Genomic DNA, 24,237 nt, shown 5'->3' on the forward strand with positions numbered 1-24,237 from the left:
GGATCTCTGTTTTCTCCCCCGTCAGCGGGCGTGTTCGGCAGGCGTCCGGTCCGCCGTGCCGGGTGTGCCCGCGGGCAGGTCCTCGGGCAGCAGCGTGGTCAGTGCTTCCAGGTCCGGCGCGGACAGGGAGGCGAGACGGCCCGCCTGCCGGGTCATCATCGTCTCCATCAGCTGCCGGGCCAGGCGGGCGTTGCCGAAGGACCGGGTGCGCGGCAGGGCGTCCAGGTGGGCGCGCAGCGCCTCGCGGGTCGCGGGCGCGCAGACGTACCCCGCCGTGGCGGCCTGCTCGTCGATGATGGACAGCAGTTCGTCGGTGGAGTAGTCCTCGAAGGAGACGTGCCGGGAGAAGCGCGAGGCCAGACCGGGGTTGGAGGCAAGGAAGCCCTCCATCTCCGCCGGGTAGCCCGCGACGATCACCACGACCTCGTCCCGGCGGTCCTCCATCAGCTTCAGCAGGGTGTCGACGGCCTCCCGGCCGAAGTCCTGCGGGGAGTTGGCGGGGGTCAGCGTGTACGCCTCGTCGATGAACAGCACACCCCCGACGGCCTCCTCGAACTTCTCCGTGGTGAGCTGCGCGGTGTGTCCGATGTAGCGCCCCACCAGGTCGGCGCGGCTCACCTCGACGAGCCGGCCGCTGGAGAGCACGCCGAAGGAGCGCAGCAGCTCGGCGTACAGGCGGGCCACCGTGGTCTTGCCCGTGCCGGGCGGACCGGAGAACACCAGGTGGTGGCTGATCGAGGGCGTGGGCAGACCCACCGCCGCGCGCTGCCGGTAGGCGGTGAGCAGGTCGACGATGCCGCCGACCTCCCGCTTGACCGCCGCCAGACCGGTCATGGCGCGCAGCCGGGCCAGCGCGTCCGACTCGCCGGGTTCCTTCCTGACCTCCGCGCGCACCTCCTCGGCCTCGTCGGCGCCCACGTCCTCGGGGACCATGAGCATCAGGTCGGCCTCGCTCGCCTCCTGCTGGGTCGCCAGCCGCAGCGACTGCCGGTCGATCATCTCCTCGAACACCTGGCGGGCGGCCCGGCCGTTGCCGAACGTCGCGTCCCGCCGCATCCGGGAGAAGCGGATGCCGAGTGCCTCCCGGGTCAGCGGGTCGAGGACGTAGCGGTGGGTGGCGCACATGTTCTCGGTGATGGTGACCAGTTCGTCCACCGAGTAGTTCTCGAACTCGATGGTGCGGGTGAACCGTGAGGCCATGCCCGGGTTGGCGGCCAGGAAGTCCGTCATCTCCTTGGGGTAGCCCGCGACGATGACCACGGTGTCGTCCCGGTGGTCCTCGATCAGTTTGACGAGGGTGTCGATGGCCTCCTGCCCGAAGTCGACGGAGGAACCCTTGCTGTCGGACAGCAGCGTGTACGCCTCGTCGATGAAGAGCACGCCGCCCTGGGCGCGTTCGAACACCTCCGTCGTCTTGATCGCCGTACCGCCGATCACCTGGGCGACCAGGTCGGCGCGGGACACCTCGACGATGTGGCCCGAGGACAGCATCCCGAGGCTCGCCAGGATCCCGCCGTACAGCCGGGCCACCGTCGTCTTGCCCGTGCCGGGCGGACCGGCGAAGACCAGGTGGCGGCTCATGGGCGGGGCCGGGATGCCGAGCCGGGCCCGCCGCTGGGCGAGCTTGCCCAGGCTGACGAGCATGTTGACCTGTTCCTTGACGTTGTCCAGGCCGATGAGCGCGTTCAGCTCCGCGACCAGCGCGTTCTCCGGCTCCCGGTTCTCCTGCCCGCTGCTGGTGGCCGGCTCGCCGGCGGTGGGCGGGGCGTCCTCGGCGGGCGGTTCCGTGCCCACGTCGGGCGTCTTGTTGTCGAGGCTGGTCAGACCGGAGAGGGTGAAGTGAGCACCCGGGCGGGCGTGCTTCAGGCCGGCCCCCCTGTTGGACCGCACGGTGCAGTCGGTCACCTCCACCGGACCGTCCGACTCGATCCGGACTCCGTCGCCGGTGTTCCCGCTGAACTCGCACGCCTTGAGCACCGCCCGGCCGTCCGCCGCGACCAGCGCACCGTGCCCGCCGGACCCCAGGACCCGGGTCCTGACCAGGGTCAGCTCACCCTTGCCCTCGACCGCGGCGCCCGACGCGGAGGAACCGGAGATCTCGCAGTCGCGCAGGGTGCCCTGCCCCTCCGCGCCCACCGAGACACCCGAGCCGCCCGCGCCGCGCAGCGCCGAACTGCCCATGTGCGGGTTGCCGCCCCCCTCGATCCGCAGCGCGTGCCCGGCGCAGTCACCGACCTCGCAGTCCTCGAACCGGCCCCGGGCCTGCCCGGAGACCTGGATGCCAGCACCGCGCGCCTCGGTGACGCGCGCGCGGCGCAGCAGCGGGTTCGCCCCCGAGGTCACCGACACCCCGGTGCCGCCCGCCCGCACCACGTCCAGCTGGTCGAACTCGGCGGCGGACTCCCCCTCGAGGAGCAGGCCGGTGCCCTTGCTGCCGGTGACCCGGGCGCCGGTGAAGGACGGGGTGCTGGAGTCCTCGACGTGCACGGCCGCCGCTTCGGCGCCGTCGAAGGCGCAGTTCACGAAGTAGCCGCGGGAACGTCCGGTGACGTACACGCCGCTGCCCTGCGTCGCGGAGGTCTCGCAGTACGACAGCTGCGGATCGGAGCGGTCGGCGACGACGAAACCGTGGCCGGCCGAACGGTGCACCGCCACGTGGGACAGCTCGGTGCGCACCGAACTCGACACGTGGACACCGAGCGTGCAGTCCCGCAGCGTGGTCCGCACGATCCTCAGCGACGTGCCGCCCTCCAGCGCGACACCAGGCTTCTCGGTGGAGGTGATCTCGCAGTCCTCCACGACCCCGCGCGACTGGCCGTTGGCCAGCACGCCGTTGCCCCGGGCGTCGCGCAGACGGCAGTTGCGCACGGTCACCCGGCCCTCCTCGCTGACCACGACCGCCGACGTGCCCAGGTTCTCGATGAGGCAGTCCTCGATGACACTGCCGGTCGAACCGGCCTCGACGACACCCGCGCCGGCCGGGTTGGTGACCCGGCACGACCGCATCGCGAGGGAGCCGCTGCCCCGGCTGAGCAGCGCCGTCCAGCCCGCGCCCAGGACTTCGCAGCCGTCCAGGGCGACCTGCCCGCGGACCGCGTCGATCACCGGCAGTTCGCCCTCGCCGGCCCGCAGCAGCAGGTCGGTGAGCATCACGGCGTCCGCCGCGAGGGTCACCGCCGCCCCCTTGGCGGGGGCGATCTCGACGCTGCCGCGCGGGCCGTCGGCGACGATCGTCACCCGGTTCTGCACGACCAGGGTCTCCTGGTAACTGCCCGGACGGACACTGATGATCGCTCCCGGACGGGCGTTGAGCAGAGCCGCGCCGATCGTCGTGTGATCGCAGCCGCCCTCCCGGCCGACGGTGATCAGATGGCGGGCCACGACTGCTCCTTCCCGTCGGGTGCGGACGGCCGGGACGCCCGGTCCGGGGCGCCGGCGGGCGGCGCGGCGGGACCCGCGCCGCAGGCACGGCGGTGCGCGCTCTGCATGGTGATTACCTCTTCGGGGTGGGGTACCCGGCCGGGCTGGTCGGCCGGGCCGTACTCAGTGCTGCGTCCCGGCGGCCCACAGAACGCGGCCGTCGGGGGCGAGGATCGTGACGTTGCCGTCGTTCTGGAGGACGAGCCGGGCCCCGTCGTGGCCGCCCGAGCCGGACGACCAGCGGGTCTGCTGCGCCGCCGTACGGACCACGAGGTCGCCGTCCGACTGGAGGACGGCGTAGTCGCCCTGGCCCGAGGTGTGCGAGGACCAGCGGACCGTGCCGTTCTCGTCCGTGATGACGAGGTTCCCGTCCGTACGCATCGTCAGGTGCGTCCGGTCGGAGGCGAGGCTCTGCCCGGGGCGCAGGACGTGGGTGCCGCTGAAGACCTCGGTGCCCCACCGGGGGGCGGGCTCGGGATCGGGGTGCGCGGCCGGCTTCGGGTCGGCGGCGGCGCCGTCGCCCTGCGCCGCGGTGCCGGAGTCGGTGCCGGTGTCGGGGGTGGTGGTGTGGTCGGGGGTGGTGGCGGCCGGGCTGGAGCCGGTGGCCTGGCCGCGGGGGGCGTCGGGGCCGGTCGTGGTGGGTTCGAGCGGGGTGAGGGGAGTCTCCGCGTCGGGCGTGGAGGCGGAGGCGGCGGCGCGTGCCTGGGGCGCGGCGGGCTCGGCCGCGGACGCGGCCGTGGCACCGGCCGCGGTCCCGGTCGCGGCCACGCGCGCGCGGGCGGCGGCCGTCGCCGGTTCGGAGCCGGCCTTCGCCGGCGTGCCGGCCGCGGCCTTCACCGGTGTGTCGGTCGCGGGCTTGGCGGTGGCGTTCTTCACGGCCGCGGTCTTGGCCGCCGCGGTCTTCACGGCGGCGGTGGTCGTGCCGGCCGGCTTCTTCGCGGCGGTGGTGCCCGCGCCCGCGCCGGCACCGGTGACCACGGCCTTGGCGGTCGTGCCGTCCGGCATGCCCGGGTGGGCCGCGGCCGGTGCGGTCTGCCGCGCCGCTCCCTTCGCGTGAGCGTCGGCGGCCGTCGCGGTGTGCCGCGGTACGGCGGAACGGACCGGGGAGGAGACGTCCGCCGCCACGCCGGACGGGGTGTTCGAGGAGGCCGTCCCCGTTCCCGCCGGGACGTTCGCGGTCCGGTCGGCGGGGTCCGCGGCGAGCACCTGGGGCACCGCTGGGGAGTTCGCCGCCGTCTGCCCGCCCGACGCGGCGGCCGGGGCGTGCCACGAGCCCGCCCCCGGGTCCAGCAGACCGCCGGCGGAACCGTTGCCGTCGGACTGCGCGATCGGCATCTGGCCGGCGTAGGCGTCGGGGTGCCGGTCCGGGGTGCCGCCCGGGAGCTTGGCGACCGGATCCCCGGCGCCCATGCCCTCGTAGTTGCGCATGTGGTCCTTGCCGTGGGAGGCGACGAACGGCGTGGCGGCGATGACGGCGCCCGCGACGGCGGCGGCCACCAGGAAAGGCCGTTCGGTGACCCGGGCGGCGAAACCCGTGCCCGGTGTCCGGCGGGGCCCCGACGGCGGGGCGGCTGCCGCGGCCTCGCCGGCCGCCTCGGCGCCGGCCTGCCGGGCGTCCTCGCCCGTGCCGCCCGGCCGCCAGGCCTCCGGGTCCGCCTCCGGCGCCGGCTCCGGGCTCCGGGGTGCGGACAGCGCCGTGGCCAGCGCCCGCGCGGTCTTCTCGTCCTGGCCGGTGCCCAGTGGGTCGGCCGGGGCGAACGGGCTCATGCTCGCTCCGTCGGGCATCGGCAGAGCGGCGGCCCGCCGGATCCGCGGCGCGTTGGCGAAGGCCGCGTCGGCCGGGGCGGCCGGCGTGGCCGCGGTCCTCGGGGTTCTGGGAGACATGGGACTCCTTGTACGGGGCGGGCCGGTGCCGGAGCACCGGCGTGGTGGCCGGGAGGGCAGGGCGGGGGAGCGGGTTCAGGCGGTGCCGGTGTGCGGCGGCACCGCCGCGCCCGCCGCCGCGGGTCGGGTCGTCGGTGTGTGCGCGGCCGGGCCGGCGGACAGGTCCACGGCGGCGCGCAGCCGTTCGAGGAGGGCGACGTCGGACGCGGTCAGCTCCGTCGTGCCGGACGAGCGGTCGTGCGGGGGCAGTTCACGCAGCAGGCCGACGGTGGCCGGACCACGCCGCGCGACACCCAGGAACCGGAAGCCGGAGTGGCGGGAGAACACGATCTCCCTGCTCTCCTCGTTCAGGAGGGCACTGGCGCGGCGGCCCGTCACCGACCAGATGAGCACGTGATCGGTCGCCGGCGCCGGGCCCCCGGCCCCGGCCGCCGTACCGCGGACCGGGAACTCGCCGTCCAGACGGGCCCCCACCAGGTCGGGCGTCAGGCGGGCCGTGAGCTGCGGGCTGACGCTGACCACGGCACCACGGTAGGAGGGGAGCCTGCGCAACCCCCACTCCAGACAGCGCAGCAACGCCAGCGTCGACTCGTCCCCGTCCGTCACGGACGCGCCCAGTTCCGACTCGTCCACGGCGGTCAAGTACACGTGCACGGCCGCCAGGTGGGTGAGCGAGACGTCACCGGAGTCCTGCGCGCGCATGCCGGGCATCCGCGTCATCGCCTGCAGGGCGGCCCTGGTGTGGCGCTCCCAGAACGGACCCAGGGAGGCGCGGAGCGTGTCGTGGTCGCTCTGCGCGTCCGGTGGCGGCGCCTGCGGGCGGGACGGCGGCACGGCCCGCTGGGGGACGGGGCCGTGCTGCGGCGAGGACGCCTGCCGAGCCGGCGACCGGAGCCAGGTCTCCTCCGTCGAAGCGGGGGAGGGCGTCTCGCGCGGCACGGACGGGGGCGCCGCGGGCCCGGCCGCCGGTGTGGCGCGCGGCGGGGCCGCCTGGCCCGAGGTCTGCGTGGCGCCGGTGCCCGCCGTGGCGTACGCGGGTCGCCCCGGAGACGGGGCCGCTGCGGCCGGGCGGTGCGGAGCGCCCGGTGCGCCGGGCAGGTCCGGCGCGTCCGGTGAGGCCGCCGCGCCCGGTGTGTGAGCGGAGGTGGTCGCAAGCGGAACCCCCGGCATGGACTCCGGCTCAGGCACCGACCCGAACTCCGGCTCAGGCACCGGCTCCTGCTCCGACTCCGGCTCCGGCTCCTGCTCCGGCGAGAGGACGGGGCGGCCCCCGGCCCCCGGAGTGCCGCTCGGCGCGGACCCACCCTCCGGTTCCGTCTCCGGCACCGTATCCGGGCCCGCTTCTGCCACGGCACCGGCCTCCTCCGCCGTCCCCGCGGCCGGTTCCTGGGCCAGCAGCGAGAAACCGTGCCGCACGGCCAGCCTGCGCAACTGGTCCATGCCGTTGGCGCCGAGGACACCGTGGACACGCACCACCGCCCGCTCCCGTTCCTCCGGTTCCATGTCCCGCAGGATCGCGTCGAGGTGCGGCCAGAGGGAGTCGTCCAGCGCGCGCCGGGGCGCGCCGAGGTCGACGGCCACGACGTCGGGCGCGACCGGCCGGTGCGCGGCGGCGTGTGGCGGACGGGTGCTGCGCGGGCCGATCCACAGACCCGCCGGGGTCACCGCCGCCTTCCAGCGGCCGTCGAGCACCAGCGCGTCCGGCTCCGCCCCCTCGCGGCGCAGCCCGGCCGGAGCGCGCCAGGCGGCCACCCGGACCGGCGGCCGGACCCCGTTCACCATGGGCGGGCAGACCACGGACTCCACGTACGGACGCCAGGAGGGTGTTCCGTCGGCGCCGACCATACGGAGGGAGACGGACGCCTCACCGGGCGCGGCGCGCTCGGTGATCACGGGCACACCATGGGCCACCTGCGTGTCGGCGCCGATCAGATCGGCCACCGCCTGCCCGGTGCCGATCAGGTCCCGGCCGTCGAGGGACAGCAGCCGCACCGACCGGCGCAGCCGCCCCGGCAGCGCGGCCAGCACGTCCGCCAGCGCCTCCGCGGGCACGCTCGGTGCGCCGAGCAGCACCTGCGGCCGGTCCGGGTCGGGCGGTACGGCGTAGGGCAGGGCGTGCACGACGGGAGCGGAGGCCTGGGCCGGGCGGACCAGCAGGCCCGCCGGGACCGCTTCGACGACGTGCCCGTCGGCCGCTTCCCTCCCGACCCGTTCCAGGGCGGACTCCCAGTCGGGGACCGGCAGCCGGCTGCCGACCCGGCGGGGCACCTCACCGGTGGAGAAGTGCCACCAGCCCCCGGGAGCGCCGGGCAGGTCGGGCGAGAACAGGGACCCGTCGGGCACGACGACGGCCGCCCCGGCCGTGGCCAGTACGTCGAACCCCCAGCGTTCGCACAGGAGCCGGGCCACCGAGGGCCGGCCGCCGGCCTCGTCCGCACCCGCGGACATCACCAGGCGCAGCACACGTATGTCGGCCTTCCGGCTCTTGTCCAGCGCCGGTGCCAGCTGTTCGCACAGCGCGTCCGCGCCGCCGTCGCCCAGGGACGAGCCGACCACGACGGCGACCTCGCCCTCTCCGGCGGGCCCCAGACAGTCGGCGACGTCCTTGAGCGGCGCGGGCGGGCGGTCGCCCAGGTGCACGAGATGGACCCGTTCGCCGCCGGTCGTCACCGTCAGCGGCCCGGCGGCGCGGGGACCGGTGCGCCCGGCACGCCTTCCGGCACCGCGCCGGATCATCGCCTGCTCCCTGCACGGCTGACGGTCATGCGGTCCTCGCAGCTCTTGGTCGCGTCGGTGGGATCACTGCCGCACCGGAACCCATGTGTTCTTGACACATGGGTGAGTCCGGTACGGTGCTGACCGGCCGCGCCAGGCCGGAGGGGCGGAGCGGGAAACACGGAGGTGTTCCGTCCGCTCCGGTGTCGCATGTGGTGTCCGGAGCCGACCCGTCGCCACATGTGCTTGCTGGACAAGAGTTTACCCGTCGCCACCGAGACCGGCGACGGATGTCCCACTACCCGGAACCAACGGTCCACCACGCTCAGGGGTTTCAGCCTATGAACGACGAGAGCACCTCATCCCACCTCGCCCCCGGACGTGTCCGCCGGCACACCCTGCGGTCCGCCGCCGTGCTGCCGCTCCTCGGCGGGCTGATGGCCCTGACCGCGCCCGTACCGGCGGCGGCCGCGGCACCTGACACCGGTACGGCCGTCGCGGATGCGTCGGCCGGTCCGCCGAAGCTGCCCCTGATGCCGCCGGCGCTCGCCTCCGGAGCGACCGCGTGCACCAGACCCTCCAAGGTCCAGGTGAACGCGGTGCCCTGGGCGCAGCAGAACCTGAGCCTGGCACGGGCCGCGCGCTACAGCCAGGGCGCCGGTGTGGCGGTGGGCGTGGTGGACACCGGTGTGTCGGACCACGCACCGCTGCTCGCCGGACGCGTGCAGGTCACCGGGGACGCCGCCCAGGACTGCGTGGGGCACGGCACCTTCCTCGCCGGGATCGTCGCGGCGGCGCCCGCTCCCGGGGGTGGTTTCAGCGGTGTGGCGCCCCGGGCCCGGATCATCGGCGCGCGCGGAACCGACCAGAAGGGCACGCCGAGCGCGGCGCGGGTCGCCGAGGGCATCGAGGCGGTGGTGGCGGCGGGGGCGAAGGTCGTCGTGGTCTCGGCCGCGCTGCCCGGGTCCGGTGCCGCGCTGAAGCCGGCCCTCGCGGCGGCCAGGGCCCACGACGTGCTCGTCATCGCCCCCGCCGCACCCGACACCGCGCCCCCCGGCTCAGGGCAGGGCGCGACCCCTCCCCCCACCGCCTACTGGCCGGCCGCCGCGGACGGGGTGCTCTCCGTGGTGGACACCGACATCGACGGCGGCCGGCCCCGCGACGCCGTTGCCGTCCCCGGGCACGCCGATCTCGCGGCACCCGGCAACGGCATCACCGGCATCGGACCGTCCGGCCCGGGCTCCTACGTCGCCAACGGGCCGTCGGTGGCCGCCGCCTTCGTGGCGGGCGCCGCCGCCCTGGTCCGCGCCCAGCGGCCCGGCCTGAGCGCCGCGGAGACGGCGGCGCGGCTGACGGCCACCGCCGCGCACGCGCAGGTGCCGCTCCTCGATCCCGCGGCGGCGCTCAGCATGGTGCTGCCCCCGGCGGGACCGGCCGCCGCACCGGACGAGACGGCCGTCCGGCTCCCGGACCGCGCCCCCCGCAGCGGTGTCGTACGGCGGGCGGGAGCGCTGGCGGCGGGGTGTCTGCTGGTGACGGCGGCGGCAGGGGCCGCGATGGCCGTGGCCCGGATCCGCAGGAGCCGGCGTGCCGACGCGGGCGCACCGTCGTGAGAGGACGCCGGCCCCGGCGCCGGGAGCCGGGGCCGCACTCCTTCTCGGACGTCCGTCCGCCCTCCCGGCCCCGCGACGTCACCCCGTGCTGTCGTCCTCCGTCCCGGGCAGCAGCCCCAGCTGGATCTGCGTCGCGCTGCGGCGCGTGACGTAGCTGCCGCGGCCGGGCGGCAGGATCCTCGGCCTGATGTTGTTGAAGAGGTATCCCTCGCTCGGCGGGCAGGACATCAGCAGGCCGGGCGTGTTGACCTCCAGCATGCGCCGCACCAGCGGGTCGTTGAGGCCGCGCATCGCGCCCGCGGCGGCCCGGGTGACGACCATGTGCAGACCCACCTCGTAGCCCAGCGGCAGGTGTTCCAGCAGGGGTTCGAAGACCGGCCGCATCGGGTTGGCGACGAGGTCGTAGTCGTCGACGAGGACGAACAGACGGGGCCCCGCCCACCAGTCGGCCTGCCGCATCTGGGCCGGTGAGATGTCCTGTCCGGGAGTACGGGTCTTCAGGGCCCGGCCGACCCCGTCGACGTACTCCGCCAGCTGGTCGACCGACACCGCGTGGCCCAGCTGGTACTCCTTGGGCACCGCCTCGACGAGTTCGCGGCGGAAGTCGACCACCAGGATCCGGGCCTCGGCCGGGGTGAACCGCTCGACGACCCCCTTCGCCACCAGGCGCAGCAGGTTGGTCTTGCCCGACTCGCTGTCGCCGAAGGCCACCAGGTGCGGGGTCTCGGCGAAGTTGTGCCAGGCCGGCTCCAGCTGCGTCTCCTCCACACCGAGCGCGATGTGGAAGCGGCGTCCCTCGGGTGCGGACGGCAGCTGGGCGGCGTCCAGTTCGGTGGGCAGCATGCGCACCGGCGGTGCGGACGGGCCCTGCCAGCTCTCCGTCACGGCCGACACCAGGTCGGCCACGCCGTCGCTGAGGCTGGCCGCGTCGTCGACGCCGTCGATGCGCGGCAGGGTGGTCAGGAAGTGCAGCTTGGAGTCGACCGTCAGACCGCGGCCGGGCACGGTCGGCACGGTCCTGGCCCGCCGCATGTCGATCGTGGAGTCCAGCGGGTCGCCCATGCGCAGTTCCAGCTTGGTCCCCGACTGGTCGCGGACCGCCGTGGCCAGTTCGGCCCAGCGGGTGGTGGCGGTCACCACGTGGATGCCGTAGTTCAGACCGCTGGTGGTGAGCTGGGCGACCGTCTGCGTGTGGTCCTGGAACTCCTGCCGCATCGTCTGCCAGCCGTCGATCACCAGGAACACGTCCCCGTGCCGTTCCTCGGGGAACTCACCGGCCGCGCGGCGGCGCCGCAGCGTCGCCATGGAGTCGATCGAGTGCTCCAGGAACAACCGCTCCCGGTGGGCGAGGAGCGTGGTCATCTCGGCCAGGGTCCGGCCCACCCGTTCGGTCTCCAGCCGGCCCACGACCCCGCCCACGTGCGGCAGGCCGGCCAGCGAGGAGAGGGTGCCGCCACCGAAGTCCAGGCAGTAGAACTGGACTTCACCCGGGGTGTGGGTCAGGGCCAGGGCGGTGATCAGGCTGCGCACGAGGGTGGACTTGCCGCTCTGCGGGCCGCCCGCGATGGCCACGTGGCCGCCGGCGCCCGCGAGGTCCACCGTCAGCAGGTCGCGTACCTGCTCGAAGGGCTTGTCGACGATGCCGAGGGGGACCCGCAGCTTGCCGCGGCCCTCCCAGTCGGCCGTGGTCAGACCCAGTTCCGGGTCGGGGACGAGCGGCGGCAGCAGCGCGTCCAGGGTCGGCGGGGCGCCCAGCGGAGGCAGCCACACCTCGTACGCGGGCGGCCCGGAGTCGCGGAGCTTGTCGAGGGCCACCGCCATCAGGCTGTCCGCGTCCTCCTCGTCCGCCCCGGCCGTCGTCGCGGCCGCGGGCTCCTCGGCGGCGGTGTCGTCGCGTCCGCCCACCCAGTCCCCGGTCCACGGCACCACCTGGCCGGCGATCTTCTCCTGGGCCAGCGCGCCCACCTTCTGCCGGTAGGGCCCGGAGACGTACGCGGCCCGGAACCGGGTCAGCGGCTCCACACCGCTCTTGAGGAAACCGGCGCCCGGCTGCGACGGCAGCTCGTAGGCGTCGGGCACACCGAGCACGCCCCGGCTCTCCATCGCCGAGAACGTACGCAGCCCGATGCGGTAGGAGAGGTGGCCCTCCAGCTGGTGCATCCGGCCCTCGTCCAGCCGCTGCGAGGCCAGCAGCATGTGCACACCCAGCGAGCGGCCCAGCCGGCCGATCGCCACGAACAGGTCCATGAACTCCCGGTGCGCGGCGAGCAGTTCGCTGAACTCGTCCACGACCACCAGGAGACTGGGCAGCGGCTCCAGCGGGGTGCCGGCCGCGCGCGCCTTCTCGTACTCGAGGACCGAGGTGAAGTTGCCCGCGCTGCGCAGCAGTTCCTGCCGCCGCTGGATCTCCCCGCGCAGGGCGTCCTGCATGCGGTCCACCAGCGACACCTCGTCCGCCAGGTTGGTGATCACCGCCGAGGTGTGCGGCAGCTCGTCGAAGCCGAGGAAGGTCGCACCGCCCTTGAAGTCCACGAGCACGAAGTTGAGCGTCTCCGACGAATGGGCCAGGGCCAGCCCCAGCACCAGCGTGCGCAGCAGCTCGCTCTTGCCGGAACCCGTGGCGCCGATCAGCATGCCGTGCGGTCCCATGCCGTCCTGCGCGGACTCCTTGAGGTCCAGCTCGACCGGCCGCCCGTCCGCGCCCACCGCGATCGGCACCCGCAGGCGCTGCCGCTGGCCGCCGCGCCGCTCCCAGTACTCGGCCGGGGAGAACCGGTGCAGGTCCGGGATGCCCAGGAGGGCGGTCAGCTGGATGTCGGTGGACAGCGGCTGCGCGGCCTCGGCGGTCGCCCCGGTCCGCATCGGGGCGAGCTGGGCGGCCAGCGCCCGCGCCGCGGCCGGACCGAGCCGGTCCGCACGGCCCAGCGGGATCGTCGTCTCCTTCCGGTCCCGGTCGGTGCGTACGATCTTCAGCTCGTCGTACGCCGGCTGTCCCGGCTCCGCCGGCGCGCCCTCCTCCACGCGCAGCCGCAGCACCGTACGACCGGGCCGCCAGGGCAGTCCCCCGGCCAGGTCCACGACGACGGCGTTGCGGAAACCGGCCCGGGCCGCGCGGTGCCCCTCGGGCACCTGACCGCCGTCCAGCACCACGACCACGTAGGGCTCGTCGGCGGTCGGCGAGGCACCCGCCTCGAAACCGGCGCGCTCGGTGAACTCCTCACCGAGCAGGTCCTCCAGTTCGGTGAAGGCCGAGGTGATGAGCCGGGCCGGGCCCGCGCCGTCCGTCTCGTTCGGGTGCAGCGTGTGCGGCAGCCACTTGGCCCACTCCCAGTCCGGGCGGTGCTCGGGGGCCACGCAGAAGGCGATCATCAGGTTCTGCGGGGTGTGGGCCACCGCCAGCTGGCCCACCAGGGCGCGCGCGGCGGCCAGCACCTTCGCCCGCTCGCCCTGGAAGAGCACGCGGGCCCAGGCGCGCAGGAACAGCGCGATCGGCTGCTCGGGGACCGTCGAGTAGGCGTTGATGAAGGCCCGCAGCGCGTGCGCGGTCAGCGGGTCCAGGTCCTCCACGGGCTTGCTCGCCTTGTTCACCAGCTGGAGGGACAGGCGCTGGTCACCGACGGCCAGCCGCACCTCCGCGAAGTCGGCGTCGGAGGCGCGGCGCTCCCACAGCCGGGTGGTCGCGGCGAACGACCACAGTTCCTCCGGCTCCGGGTGCCTCCAGGCCAGGGCCCGCTGCTGCTCGGCCACGGCCGCCCGTGCCTTGCGCCGCATCCCGCCGAGGTAGCGCAGGTAGTCGCGGCGCACCCCCTGCATCTTCTGCTTGCGTTCGGAGCCGGACTTCACCAGCTGCCCGACCAGCATCGTGATCATGGACAGCAGCATCAGCCCGACCACGAGATAGATGACCGGCCCGGTGCCGCTGCCGATACGTGTGTACAGCAGCACCATGCCGACGGACATGCCCGCCATCGGCAGATACGTCAGCAGACCGGCCGACGAGGAAGGTGTGGCCTCCGACAGGGTCGGTGGCTCCTGGAGAGCCAGTTCGCCGTCGGGCAGGTCCGGGCCGCGCCGACGGACCGGCCTGCGGAAGAAAACCACGCTCAACTGGGTCTCTCCTTCACGTGTGCACGGGGCGGAAGAACCGGGGCCCCGGTGCTGAGAGGGAGGGGCCTGGGCGGGCTCACCGCGAGAGCGCCGCACCCGGCCCGCCCCGGCTGGGAACGGCGTGTGCGCCACGTGTCGCCGCGGCGACACGCGCCGGTGCCGGGTACGGTCCCGGAGACTCACGGTGAAAACACGTTTGCGGCCATGAGAGTATCTGCTGTCAGGCACTGTTGGCGAAGGCACCCGGCATGCCCTCGACCGCCTCACGCTCCGCCCCGGCCCGCTGGCGCCCGGCCGGGACGAAGCGGCTTCCCAGACCACCTCGCCATGCCCGGCGGCAGGACCGCCGTCCGGTCATGGCCGTGCATGTCCCCCGGAAGGCTGTTGCCCTCATGAGCGAAGGCTCGATGAACGGGTTGTGCCGTCTCACGGTGCGCGCCCCTGAGAAGACCCTGGACCTCGCCGTACCGGCCGACGTCCCCATCGCGGACCTGCTGCCCGTGATCGCCACGCACGCCGGTGAGGACCTGGCCGAACAGGGCCTGGAGAACGGCGGCTGGGCCCTCCAGCGCATCGGCGGCAGCCCCCTGGACCTGGAAGGCACGCCCGCCTCGCTCGAACTGCGCGAGGGCGAGACGCTGTTGCTGCGCCCCCGGCGCCAGGAGCTTCCGCCGGTCCGCTACGACAGCCTGCTCGAAGCCGTCTCCGCCGCCGTGCGGGGCCTCCCGCACGCCTGGACACCCGACGTCAGCCGCTGGGTGCTGCGGACCCTGATGGGCGGCGCGCTGCTCGGCTGCCTGGTCCTGCTGGCCACCTCCGGCGGGGCGGCGGGCGACCGGGCCGTGCTCGCCGCGGGCGCCGCCCTGCTGGCCCTGTCCGGCGCCGGTTCGGCGGCGCGCGTCCTGGAGGACCGGCCGGGCGGGGTGCTGCTCGGCCTGTCCGGCGCCGCCTTCCTCGCCGTGGCCGGAGCGCTGCTCACCGGCGCCGGACGGCCCGGGGACGGGGCGGCGCGCACCGTCGGCGCGCACCTGGTCGCGGCGGGCGCCGCCGGGGCGGTCGGGCTGGTGCTCGCCACCGCGATGGTGGCCGGGTACCCCGTGGTGTTCGCCGCCGCCGGGGTCGTGTGCGTGGCGGGGGTCCTCGGCGGCGGCGTCATGCTGGGACTGGACGTGCCGTTCCCGCAGGCCGCCTCGGCCGTCGCGGTCGGCGTCGTGCTCTTCGGAGCCTTCATCCCCATGATGTCCTTCTCCCTGTCCGGGCTGCGCCTGCCCCCGCTGCCGACCAACCCCGACCAGCTCCAGGAGGGCATCGAACCGCGCACGGAGGAGGACGTGGCGGCCGGAGCAGGTGCGGTCGACCAGTGGATGACCGGCCTGTACGGCGCCGTCGGCCTGGTCTGCGCGGTCTGCATGGCGGCCATGGCGACCCGGCCGGGCCTTCCTGAGACGATCACGTCCCTGCTGCTGGCGGTCCTGCTCGCCCTGCACGCGCGCACCCTGGGAACCTCCTGGCAGCGGATCGCCCTCGTCCTGCCGGCCGGCCTGGGGAGCGTGTTCCTCGCCGTCGAACTCGCCCGCGCCCACGGCACCCGCGGTGAACTCCTGGGCACCGCCGTCCTGCTCGCCGCCGCCGCGCTCGCCGGAGTCGTGTGCTGGACGGTTCCCGGGCGCCGGCTGCTGCCCTACTGGGGCCGCGCGGGCGACCTGCTCCACTCCGCCGCGGCCCTCGCGCTGCTCCCGATGACGCTGTGGGTCCTGGACGTCTACCGAAGCCTGCGCGGCCTGAACGGCTGAACTTCCGAGGAGTGTCACCATGCAGTCCCGACGCGATCAGGTCATGGCGCACCAGTTCCTGGTGTCCCGGCTGACCTCCGGCTTGCTGCGCGCCGACCCCGACCTGGCCGAGCCGCCCGCCCGGCGGACCAACCGCGGCATGACCTACGGAATGGTCGTGGCCGTCGTCCTCGCGGCCGGTTTCCTCCTGTTCGGCTTCATCAAGCCGGGCGGCAACACCTCCTGGCGCAGCGGCAAGTCGCTGATCGTCGAGAAGGGGACGGGCACCCGTTACGTCTACGACGGCCGGCTCCACACGGTGCTCAACTACCCCTCCGCCCGCCTGCTGCTCGGCCCGGACATGTCGACCGTCTCGGTGGCCGCGCAGTCGCTGGCCGAGGCCCGCCACGGCAACCCGGTCGGCATTCCCGGAGCCCCCGACTCGCTGCCTCCCGCCGCCTCCCTCAACGCGCATCCCTGGCAGGTGTGTGCCGCGACCGAGGTCACCGCGTCCGGGGCGCACAAGCCGCTGACCGTGCTCGCGGTCGACGCGGAGCACGACGGCATCGGGGTGGGGTCCGATCAGGGTGTGCTGGTGAAGGGGCCGGACGGGGACCCCTACCTGCTGTGGCAGGACAACAGGTTCCGGATCCCGGGGGGCAGGTCCGCGCTGGCCGCGCTCGGTTACGGCGGCACGGACCCGCTCCCCGTCTCGGCGGCCTTCCTGGACGGTGTCCCGGCCGGAGCCGACCTCACGGCGCCCGCGCTGCCCGGCCTCGGCTCGGCCGGCCCCCGTCTGGACGGACACGCGACCCGGGTGGGCCAGGTGTTCACCGTCCAGACACCCGGTTCCGCGCAGCGGTACTACGTGCTCGGCCGCGACGGCCTGGTCCCCCTCACCGCCACGCAGGCGGCCCTGGTGCTCGGCGACCACCGCACCAAGGAGAAGGCCTACCCGGCGAGCGCGCCCGCGGCCGTGACGCTCTCCGCGCAGGCGCTGGGCGGCACCCTCGCCGCCACGGGCTCGGCCTCCGCCGAGGCCGTACGGCAGTCCGGAGCCCGGCTGCCGCAACAACCCCCTGCCCTGCTGACGGTGCCCGACTCCGCCGGCGTCTGCGTCGGCCTCGACGCACAGGGCACCCAGGCACTCCAGGTGACGCTCGCCCTGGTGCCGGTGCGTTCGCTCACCGACCAGGCCCTGCCCCCGCTCAAGGCGTCCGCGCCCGCCTGCCTCGCCGTCGACGGCATCGCCGTGGCCCCTGGCGGGGGCGGTCTGGTGCGTGCCCTGACCAGCTCGGGCGGCGGCACGGGCACGGCGACCTACCTCGTCACCGACAGCGGGGTGAAGTACCGCCTGCCGAGCGCGGACGCCGCCAAGGACCTCGGTTACGACCTCGCAGCGGCCGAGGGCCTGCCCGCCGCGCTGCTGAACATGCTGCCGACCGGCCCCGATCTCTCCCCCGCGAGCGCCGCCACCGGCCATGTTTCGGTCACCGGCACACCTACGTGCGGGCAGGGCGGCCGGGCCGGCGGCAACTCGGGCTGAGAACTTCTTGGTTGATGTGAACCCCCGGAGCATGTATCTCGTGTTCAATATGTGGTGGGAGGTCTGTCGGCGCCACGACGTCTCCCGCACGCATCCCTGCTCGTGGTCCGGTCTCACTGCCGAGGGGACCGGACCGGCGAGCCGTACGTTCGATGTGAGGAGACGGTATGAGCCCGGTCCCGATGGACGCAGGAAAGAAGTCGTCGGACGAGACGTACAGCAGTATCCACTCGGAGCTGACCACGGCGAAGAGCACGCTCGACGGCGTGCACCAGGCCGTGGACGGGCTCCGTGCGCAGCTCTCGAGCGGCTACGGCGGCGAGGACGGCCAGGCCTACCTCCAGGTCATCAACCGCTGGCTCGGCGAGTTCGAGCAGATCAACGCCGCCACCCAGAAGATCATCACCGTGGTCGAGCACAGCAGTGCGACGGACCGCAGGGCCCTGGAGAGCAACATCGACGAGACCAACATCGCCGGGCGGACGTCCGCGATCGACGGTTCCGACTACTCGACGCACTCGTTCCACACACTGGCGCCGGAACACGCTTGACCGTTGCCCGCGCGTGCCGCAGCCGCGTGGGTCCAAGAACAAGAGTGACGACACACTGGGAGAAGAAGGCGACTCATGGCAATCGACGCGAATTTTCCTGCCGTTCAGTCCGTCGTGCAGCAGATGGAGGAACAGGCGGCGATCATGAACAGGACCATCGACAGTCTTCAGGAACACCTGGCCGGGTACACCCGGAACTGGATCGGTGAGGACAAGGCCGCGTACGACCAGGTCAACGCGACGTGGGAACGCTGCCAGAGGAATGCCAGGGCGCTTCTGGACCGCCACACCAGCACGCTGCACAACAACATGGTGACGCTCGCCCGTGCTTCGGCGTCGAACCGGGACGGGTTCCAGAGCATCACGATCTGACCAGACGGCAGTGTGCGATCGGTACCGGGAGGTATGAGTGGCAGCCGACGACTTCCATCTGGAGCGGCTGGACTTCCCCGCCCTTCAGTCGTTCATCGACAACGGCGTCGCGAAGTTCGAGGACAATCTGAAGAACATACGGACCTCGGACGCCAAGTCGCCCAGTCTCTTCGAGCTCTCGACCAGGACACCCGTCATGCACCTCGGTTTCCTGGAGCAGGACGAGAGCACCGGCATGCAGGGGCTGTCCGGGCGCATGAAGAACGCCGCCGGCGCCGTCGACAAGGTCCTCAACAAGCACGTCACGGCCTTCGGTGAACTCCATCTCAAGCTGGACGACGTCATCACCACCATGAGGAAGGCGCAACAGCAGAACCTCACCGACGTCGACGCGCAGAAATTCCTGTCCGCACTCGGTGGCTACGAGGCGGCGCTGGGCGGCGGCAACAGCAACGCGAGTCAGACGCCGCCGACTTCCAAGAACTGAGTACGTGACCGCCTGGACGGAGCAGGGACACCATGCCGACGGACAATTGGGAACACACCATCACCCAGATGACCGGCTGGCGGATGCCCGAACGCAAGGACATCCAGCAACGCAACGGTGACAGCAATGCCGTCTGGGTGAACATCAATGTCAAAAAGGTGGCCGATCTCAAACCGTCGGACCCTCTCCTCCTGCATCAGGAGGAGAGGGAGGACGGATACCACCTGGAGTTCTTCCACCTCGAGAACTTCATGTTCAGCAAGCTCGTCCACGGCGCAGCGATCTCCAAGTGGCAGGTGGATATCCAGTACGTCGCCAACGACGCGGTCCATGACTACTTGACGAACCCGCTGCGCGCCCTGACGAACCTGGTGTCCCGGCACACCTCCATTGAGGACAACCCGTCCGTCTCCGGTGCTCCGACCGCGGACGAGGGCGTCGATCTGCTGAACTTCGTGCGGCTCGCGGAATCGTTCGACAAGACGGGGCGGTTCTTCAAGGAGCACACCGATGTGCTGGACGGGTGGAAGAAGGACCTCGGCGACGAGCAGGCCGCGTGGAAGGGGACTGCCGCCGGGGCCTTCTACCATCTGCTGGACGGCCTGCACGCGAAGTACGAGAACTACACCCGGCAGCTCATGCTCCCCGAGGGGGCACACAGGTACAAGGCGGCGTCGGACCCGAACTTCGAACCGGCGACGATCCAGGCGAATTCGCTGATCGCGGCCGAGCGCGCGGTCTACGAGGCGTTCTGGGAGCTCTACCAGGCCTACTACAAGTTCCTCTGGGGGCAGGCCGGTGAGGTACCCGTGGTCTGGCCGGACAACAGCATCATCGGATACCGCCTGCCGGCCGATCCCAAAGACGTCCTCAAGATCCACTACCGGGCCATGGCCCAGTGGATCAACACGGTGAACGCGCACACCGTGGCCACGAACGGCAAGAAGTTCGCGGTGGACACCGCCAACTACTCGGAGAGCTCGTATTTCGGGGCTTTCATGGACACGAGTACGTGGGCCAATGTCGCGGCCTCGGCCCGGGACGCGTGGACCAAGAACCTCGAGATGAATCTGGACGAGCCGGCGCAGCGGGTCGTCACCTCTCTCCAGCACATGCTCAACCACGAGCTGGACCCCAACTGGAACACGGCGTTCGCCTTCGAGGACACGTCCAACACCTCGCTGACCAACGACGTGAACCAGGAGATCCAGGAGAAGAGCGGAAACGACCTCAACGAGAGCTTCAAGAAGCTCAACGACAACTTCAACACGGGCCTGAGTGATCTCGGTGGCGGTATCAAGGACGGGTTCGACAACTTCAACTCCGGCCTGAGCGATCTCGGTGGCGGTATCAAGGACGGGTTCGACAACTTCAACACGGGCCTGAGTGACCTCGGTGGCGGCATCAACGACGGGTTCAACAACTTCAACTCCGGGTTGAGTGATCTCGGCGGGGGCATCAACGACGGGTTCAACAACTTCAACTCCGGCCTGAGTGACTTCAACAGTGGCCTGACCGGTGGCGGCGGTGACCTGACGGGTGGCGGCAGTAACCTGACCGGCGGCGGTGACCTGTTCAACGGACTGACCGGGCCCGGCGGAGGCGGTGCGTTCACCAACGGCGCCTCCGACCTCCTCGGCGGGAACTCACCCACGGGAAACCCCTTCCCGAACGGTCTCGGCCTCGGTACCGGCCTGCCGATCAGCAACATCGACGGCAGCACGACCACGCGTACCGGCACAGGTGTGACGACGACCTTTCCCGGCGGCACTTCCACGACACGCAACTCCGACGGCAGCCTGACCACGAAGTTCCCGGACGGCACCGTCCGCACGGTCACACCCGACGGCGAGGTGAAAACCGTGGACCCGAACGGGCACACCGTCACCAGCCACCTCGGTGTCGGGGAGTCGGTCAAGAACCCCGACGGCACCAGCGTCACCCGCAACGCGGACGGAAGCCTGACGCAGACGGCGGGGGACGGCACCAAGACCACCACCTTCACCAACGGTGCCTCGGAGATCGTCAAGCCCGACGGGCAGATCCAGCTCACGTCCCCGGACGGCACGGTCTCCCATCTCAATCCCGACGGCAGTCTGACCACGAACGGCGCCAACGGCTCCCACGTGACGGTGCACCCCAACGGCGACGTGACGACGACCGACGCCCAGGGGCACACCACCACGAGTCACATCAAGCCGGGCCAGAGCATCACCAACGCCGACGGCAGCACCACCACCGTCGACGACAAGGGCGACATCATCACCCGTCACCCGGACGGCAGCACCACCACGGTGCACCGGGACGGCACCGTCACCACCACGAACCCCACCGGCCCCGGCAAGGGCGGCAACACGCTGACGGGCCACTCGGACATCAAGGTGCCCGATCCCTACAAGTTCCCCACGATCGGGAACGCGGACCGGGTGACCCACCTGCCCAACGGCACGGTCGTGACCGACCGGCCCGACGGCACCTCGCACACCCGCTTCACCGACGGCAGCGCCATGATCACGAGTTCCGACGGACAGTTCCAGGCGCTGCCCAGTCCGGCCGGCGCGGCGGCCGCGGCGGGACTCGGCGCCGGCGCCGGTGCGGGCGAGGGCCTCGGCGCCGCTGCCGCCGCGGGAGCCGGGTCCGCGGCGGGGGGCCCGGCCGGTGCCGGGGTCTCGGACAGCCAGAACGCGCTCGGCCTCCTCTCGCCGATGATGATGATGGCCGGCATGAACCGCATGGGCGGCCAGCAGCAGGGCGGCGGTGGCTCCGGCGGCGAGCGCAACCGGGAGACGTACGACGACCAGAGCATGGACGGCGCCGTCTTCCAGCACGGGATGCCCGGTCCCCACTCGACCGGAGCCCAGGACGAGGCCGAGGACTGGGAGGACGAGGAGAGCGACTCCGAGGAACTGCTCGCCCCGCGGCGGACGGCCACGGAATCCCCGTACGGCATGCCGAGCGCCTCCCGGATGTCCACGCAGAGCGGTACGTCCTGGTCCTCGGACGGCAAGGACGTGTGGGGAACCGAGGGCGGCGGGCTGCCCGCCTCCATCGGACACTGACCGCAGACCGGGACACACGTCGGGAACACGTGAGGTCCCGCCGCCGGCCGCCTGCCGAGGGCACCGGCCGGCACAGACACACAGGAGCGATCATGGACAGGCCCATGGGGAGCGAGCTGCAGGACGCGCTCTCCGCGTTCACCAAGAAGCACGAGTCCCTGCTCAAGGCCAGGGAGGAGATGAAGACGATCTCCGTGACGGCCCGTTCCAAGGACGGCTCGGTGGAGGCGACGGTCGGGATCGGCGGAGAGGCGTCGGCGCTGCGGTTCCCGAACAACAAGTTCAAGGAGATGACCGGCAAGGCCCTGGCCACCAGCGTGCTGGAGGCCCTGACGAGGGCCCGGTCCGAGGCGACGGCCCGCGCCACCGCCATCCTCCACGCCGCGGGCGGCTCCGCACCGGGCGAACAGGGAGGCAGCTTCCTGGACCGGCTCGACCTGGACCGGCTCCTGGACCCGAAGTCGTTCGCGGACGCGCTCTCGCCGCGCCGGGACGAGGGCAAGAGCCGTGGCTGACAGCGAACTGAAGGTCGAACCCAACCGGCTGCTGGCCGGCGGCGATGCCACCGACGAGATCGGAGGCGCCGCCCTGAAGGCGGCCGACACCTTCGCCACGGAGACGGCCTACGATCCACAGGACCCTCCCGAAGGCAACGACCACTACGGCCGTGAGTTCGCCGTGAACTACATCCCGGTGCACACCCAGCTCCGCGATGCCGTCATCGCGCTGGCGAACGCCATCCACGCCGCCGCCGCTCTCACCCGGGGCGCCGGCGAGGACTTCAAGAAGGCCCAGGACGACGCGTTGCGGCGCATCCAGGACGCGTTGAACGAGCCGCTGCCCACCTACGGGGACGGGCTTCCCGGCTACGGCGACGTGCCCCCGCCGTACTCCGGCCCGCACCACGGCGGCCGGGACTGATTCCTCCCCCCGCCTCGTCCACCGGGTCCGTGCGCCGCCGAACGGCGCACGGACCCGGCGTCGTTCAGGACGCCCGGTCCCTCACCTCTTGGACCACTTCTGGTTGGAGGTTCCGGCGCAGGTCCACAGTTGCAGGCGTGCACCGTTCGCCGTCTGCTTGTCCCGCACGTCCACGCACTTGTCCGCGAGTACGCTCACCAGGTCGTGCCGCACGTTGAGGCGGAACTGCTGTGCGGGGCCGCCGTTGCACCAGGCCAGCTGGACGGTCGTGCCGTCGGAGGTCGAGGCTCCCGCCGCGTCCATGCACAGGCCGAAGGCCCGTACCGTTCCGTCGGCGGCGAACGTCCACTTCTGCGAGGCCGCGCCCGAGCAGTCCTGGATGTCCAGCGGGGAACCGTCCTTGCCCTTGCCTCCCACGACATGGATGCAACGGCCCGACGCGTGGCCGAAGATCCCGACCCCGGACACGGACGCGGACGAGGACCCGGACCCGGACGACGACCCCGACGAGGACGAAGTCCCCGACGAGGTCCCCGGCTTCGTGCCCGCCGAGGTCCCGCTCCCGGAGGAGCCCGAGGTGTGCTGGGCCGAGTGGGTCGCCGTGGAGGACTTGGTCCCGCCGCCCTTGGCCGGCGCGCCCGCGGCGGGCCCGGAACCTCCGCCCTTCCCGGCCGTACCGCCACCGGAGTCGGCGGCTCCACCGCCGTGCCCGGAATCCTTCCCCGAACCGGCGGGACCCTTGACGGACTGCGGACGCGCCTGTCCCGGCCGCGAGCTGCCGGGGGCGCCGGACGCGTGGGCGGACTGACTCGGGTCGGGTACCGGCAGGACGCCGGGGACGTCCGCACGCGGCCCGTCCCCGGCGTCGGGGGCGAAGACCGAGGCGGCGGAGTCCCGTGCGGCCGTGGTGCCGGCCGAGCCTCCGCCGCGGAGGCTCACCACCACACCGGCCACCAGGACCACGCCCGCGACCGCCGCTGCCGTGAGGACACCGCGGTGCGTGCCGCGCAGGACGGCGCGGGGTGTGCGCCGCGCGCGTGCGCCGGTCCGCGAGGCGGAGCCGGCGGACGTGCCGCCCGCGGCCGCCGACGCCCCGGCCTCGGGTCCTGGACGGCCGGTGTCCGCCCCGCCGCCGCCCTTCGTGTCGTCTCCTTCGCCGGTACCGGCCTGGTCAGCAGCCGGGCCGGAGGCCGACGACTTCGTGCCGGGACTCGTCCCGGGAGCGGACGAGGAGGCGGAACCGGGCGTGGGAGCAGCAGCCCCCTCGCCCGCCGCCGGGGTGGCCGGTGCGGCCTCCCCGGCGTCCGGGCCGGTGGCGCCGCCGGTCACGGCGGGGTTCGCCTCGGCGCGTTTCGCCCCGGTGCGTCTGGCGGAGCCGCGCTTCTTGGCTGCCGGAGCGGCGCCGCCGTCCGGGGCGGCGGCGACCGGCACGCTCGCGGGCACCGCCCGAACCGGCCGGGTCGGTTCGCTAGCTGTCATGAGCTTCCTTCCGGGGAGCACAGAACCCGTGCGGCGTACGGGGTCGCCCGGCAGCCCGGGAGCGGGGCTGCACACATGTAGGAGGTGTTTCCGGGTGGTCGTTCCGAGTCATGTGACATACGACTCATTCCGTGTGATGTGTTTCGACCGCGGGTAAGGGAGGCGAGGCGCCGCGTGGGCGTGGACGCCATGTGTGGCGGCGCCGTTCCCCTGCGCGCTCCGCTCCCCGACCCGGACGCCGTGGTCATACGTATGGCACGGCATGAAGGCGTCACAAAAGCGACAGTCTTCTGGCACCTTGGCTTGTTTAT

Annotated in this window: 14 protein-coding genes; 9 read left to right on the forward strand and 5 right to left on the reverse strand. The window is 72.9% G+C overall.

Annotated features, from left to right (window positions below):
• Nucleotides 1-21: 21 nt before the first annotated feature.
• From AC6I72_RS36260 to AC6I72_RS36270, 3 genes are all read right to left on the reverse strand, one after another.
• Nucleotides 22-3,381 (reverse strand): right-handed parallel beta-helix repeat-containing protein, encoded by a 3,360-nt coding sequence (locus tag AC6I72_RS36260; RefSeq protein WP_498005888.1) that lies wholly within the window; start codon nucleotides 3,379-3,381, stop codon nucleotides 22-24.
• Nucleotides 3,382-3,543: 162 nt separating this feature from the next.
• Nucleotides 3,544-5,304, reverse strand: a complete 1,761-nt coding sequence (locus AC6I72_RS36265; RefSeq protein ID WP_498005890.1) for a hypothetical protein — start codon at nucleotides 5,302-5,304, stop codon at nucleotides 3,544-3,546.
• Nucleotides 5,305-5,379: 75 nt separating this feature from the next.
• Complete coding sequence (locus AC6I72_RS36270; protein WP_498005892.1) at nucleotides 5,380-8,040, reverse strand: hypothetical protein; 2,661 nt, start codon at nucleotides 8,038-8,040, stop codon at nucleotides 5,380-5,382.
• A 320-nt stretch (nucleotides 8,041-8,360) separates the two neighbouring features.
• On the opposite strand from AC6I72_RS36270, the gene AC6I72_RS36275 reads away from it, so the two are divergent.
• Nucleotides 8,361-9,632 (forward strand): S8 family serine peptidase, encoded by a 1,272-nt coding sequence (locus tag AC6I72_RS36275; protein ID WP_498005893.1) that lies wholly within the window; start codon nucleotides 8,361-8,363, stop codon nucleotides 9,630-9,632.
• Nucleotides 9,633-9,710: 78 nt separating this feature from the next.
• On the opposite strand, the gene eccCa is transcribed toward AC6I72_RS36275, so the two are convergent.
• A complete protein-coding gene (gene eccCa / locus AC6I72_RS36280) occupies nucleotides 9,711-13,733 on the reverse strand; it encodes a type VII secretion protein EccCa (protein WP_498006456.1) in 4,023 nt (1,340 codons plus the stop codon).
• Nucleotides 13,734-14,131: 398 nt separating this feature from the next.
• Between eccCa and eccD the strand changes: the two genes are divergently transcribed.
• From eccD to AC6I72_RS36320, 8 genes are all read left to right on the forward strand, one after another.
• On the forward strand, nucleotides 14,132-15,532 hold the full coding sequence (eccD, locus tag AC6I72_RS36285; protein ID WP_498005894.1) for a type VII secretion integral membrane protein EccD: 1,401 nt from the start codon (nucleotides 14,132-14,134) through the stop codon (nucleotides 15,530-15,532).
• A 19-nt stretch (nucleotides 15,533-15,551) separates the two neighbouring features.
• The gene (gene eccB, locus AC6I72_RS36290; protein WP_498005896.1) at nucleotides 15,552-17,057 is read left to right on the forward strand and encodes a type VII secretion protein EccB; all 1,506 of its coding nucleotides are present in this window, start codon (nucleotides 15,552-15,554) and stop codon (nucleotides 17,055-17,057) included.
• A gap of 167 nt (nucleotides 17,058-17,224) precedes the next feature.
• The gene (locus AC6I72_RS36295) at nucleotides 17,225-17,608 is read left to right on the forward strand and encodes a WXG100 family type VII secretion target (protein WP_498005898.1); all 384 of its coding nucleotides are present in this window, start codon (nucleotides 17,225-17,227) and stop codon (nucleotides 17,606-17,608) included.
• A 75-nt stretch (nucleotides 17,609-17,683) separates the two neighbouring features.
• Nucleotides 17,684-17,980: a WXG100 family type VII secretion target gene (locus AC6I72_RS36300; RefSeq protein ID WP_498005900.1), complete on the forward strand. Its 297-nt coding sequence runs from the start codon at nucleotides 17,684-17,686 to the stop codon at nucleotides 17,978-17,980.
• Nucleotides 17,981-18,017: 37 nt separating this feature from the next.
• Entirely contained in the window at nucleotides 18,018-18,467 is a 450-nt protein-coding gene (locus AC6I72_RS36305; RefSeq protein ID WP_498005902.1) for a type VII secretion system-associated protein, read from the forward strand.
• A gap of 32 nt (nucleotides 18,468-18,499) precedes the next feature.
• The gene (locus tag AC6I72_RS36310; protein ID WP_498005903.1) at nucleotides 18,500-21,526 is read left to right on the forward strand and encodes an AAWKG family protein; all 3,027 of its coding nucleotides are present in this window, start codon (nucleotides 18,500-18,502) and stop codon (nucleotides 21,524-21,526) included.
• A gap of 92 nt (nucleotides 21,527-21,618) precedes the next feature.
• Entirely contained in the window at nucleotides 21,619-22,041 is a 423-nt protein-coding gene (locus AC6I72_RS36315; RefSeq protein WP_498005905.1) for a YbaB/EbfC family nucleoid-associated protein, read from the forward strand.
• The gene (locus AC6I72_RS36320; protein ID WP_498005907.1) at nucleotides 22,034-22,447 is read left to right on the forward strand and encodes a hypothetical protein; all 414 of its coding nucleotides are present in this window, start codon (nucleotides 22,034-22,036) and stop codon (nucleotides 22,445-22,447) included. Before AC6I72_RS36315 ends, AC6I72_RS36320 begins: the two co-directional genes overlap by 8 nt.
• Before the next feature lie 81 nt (nucleotides 22,448-22,528).
• Here AC6I72_RS36320 and AC6I72_RS36325 read toward each other — a convergent pair whose 3' ends face one another.
• Complete coding sequence (locus AC6I72_RS36325; protein WP_498005909.1) at nucleotides 22,529-23,926, reverse strand: ricin-type beta-trefoil lectin domain protein; 1,398 nt, start codon at nucleotides 23,924-23,926, stop codon at nucleotides 22,529-22,531.
• Nucleotides 23,927-24,237 lie beyond the last annotated feature (311 nt).

Source organism: Streptomyces sp. Xyl84 (genome assembly GCF_059731885.1).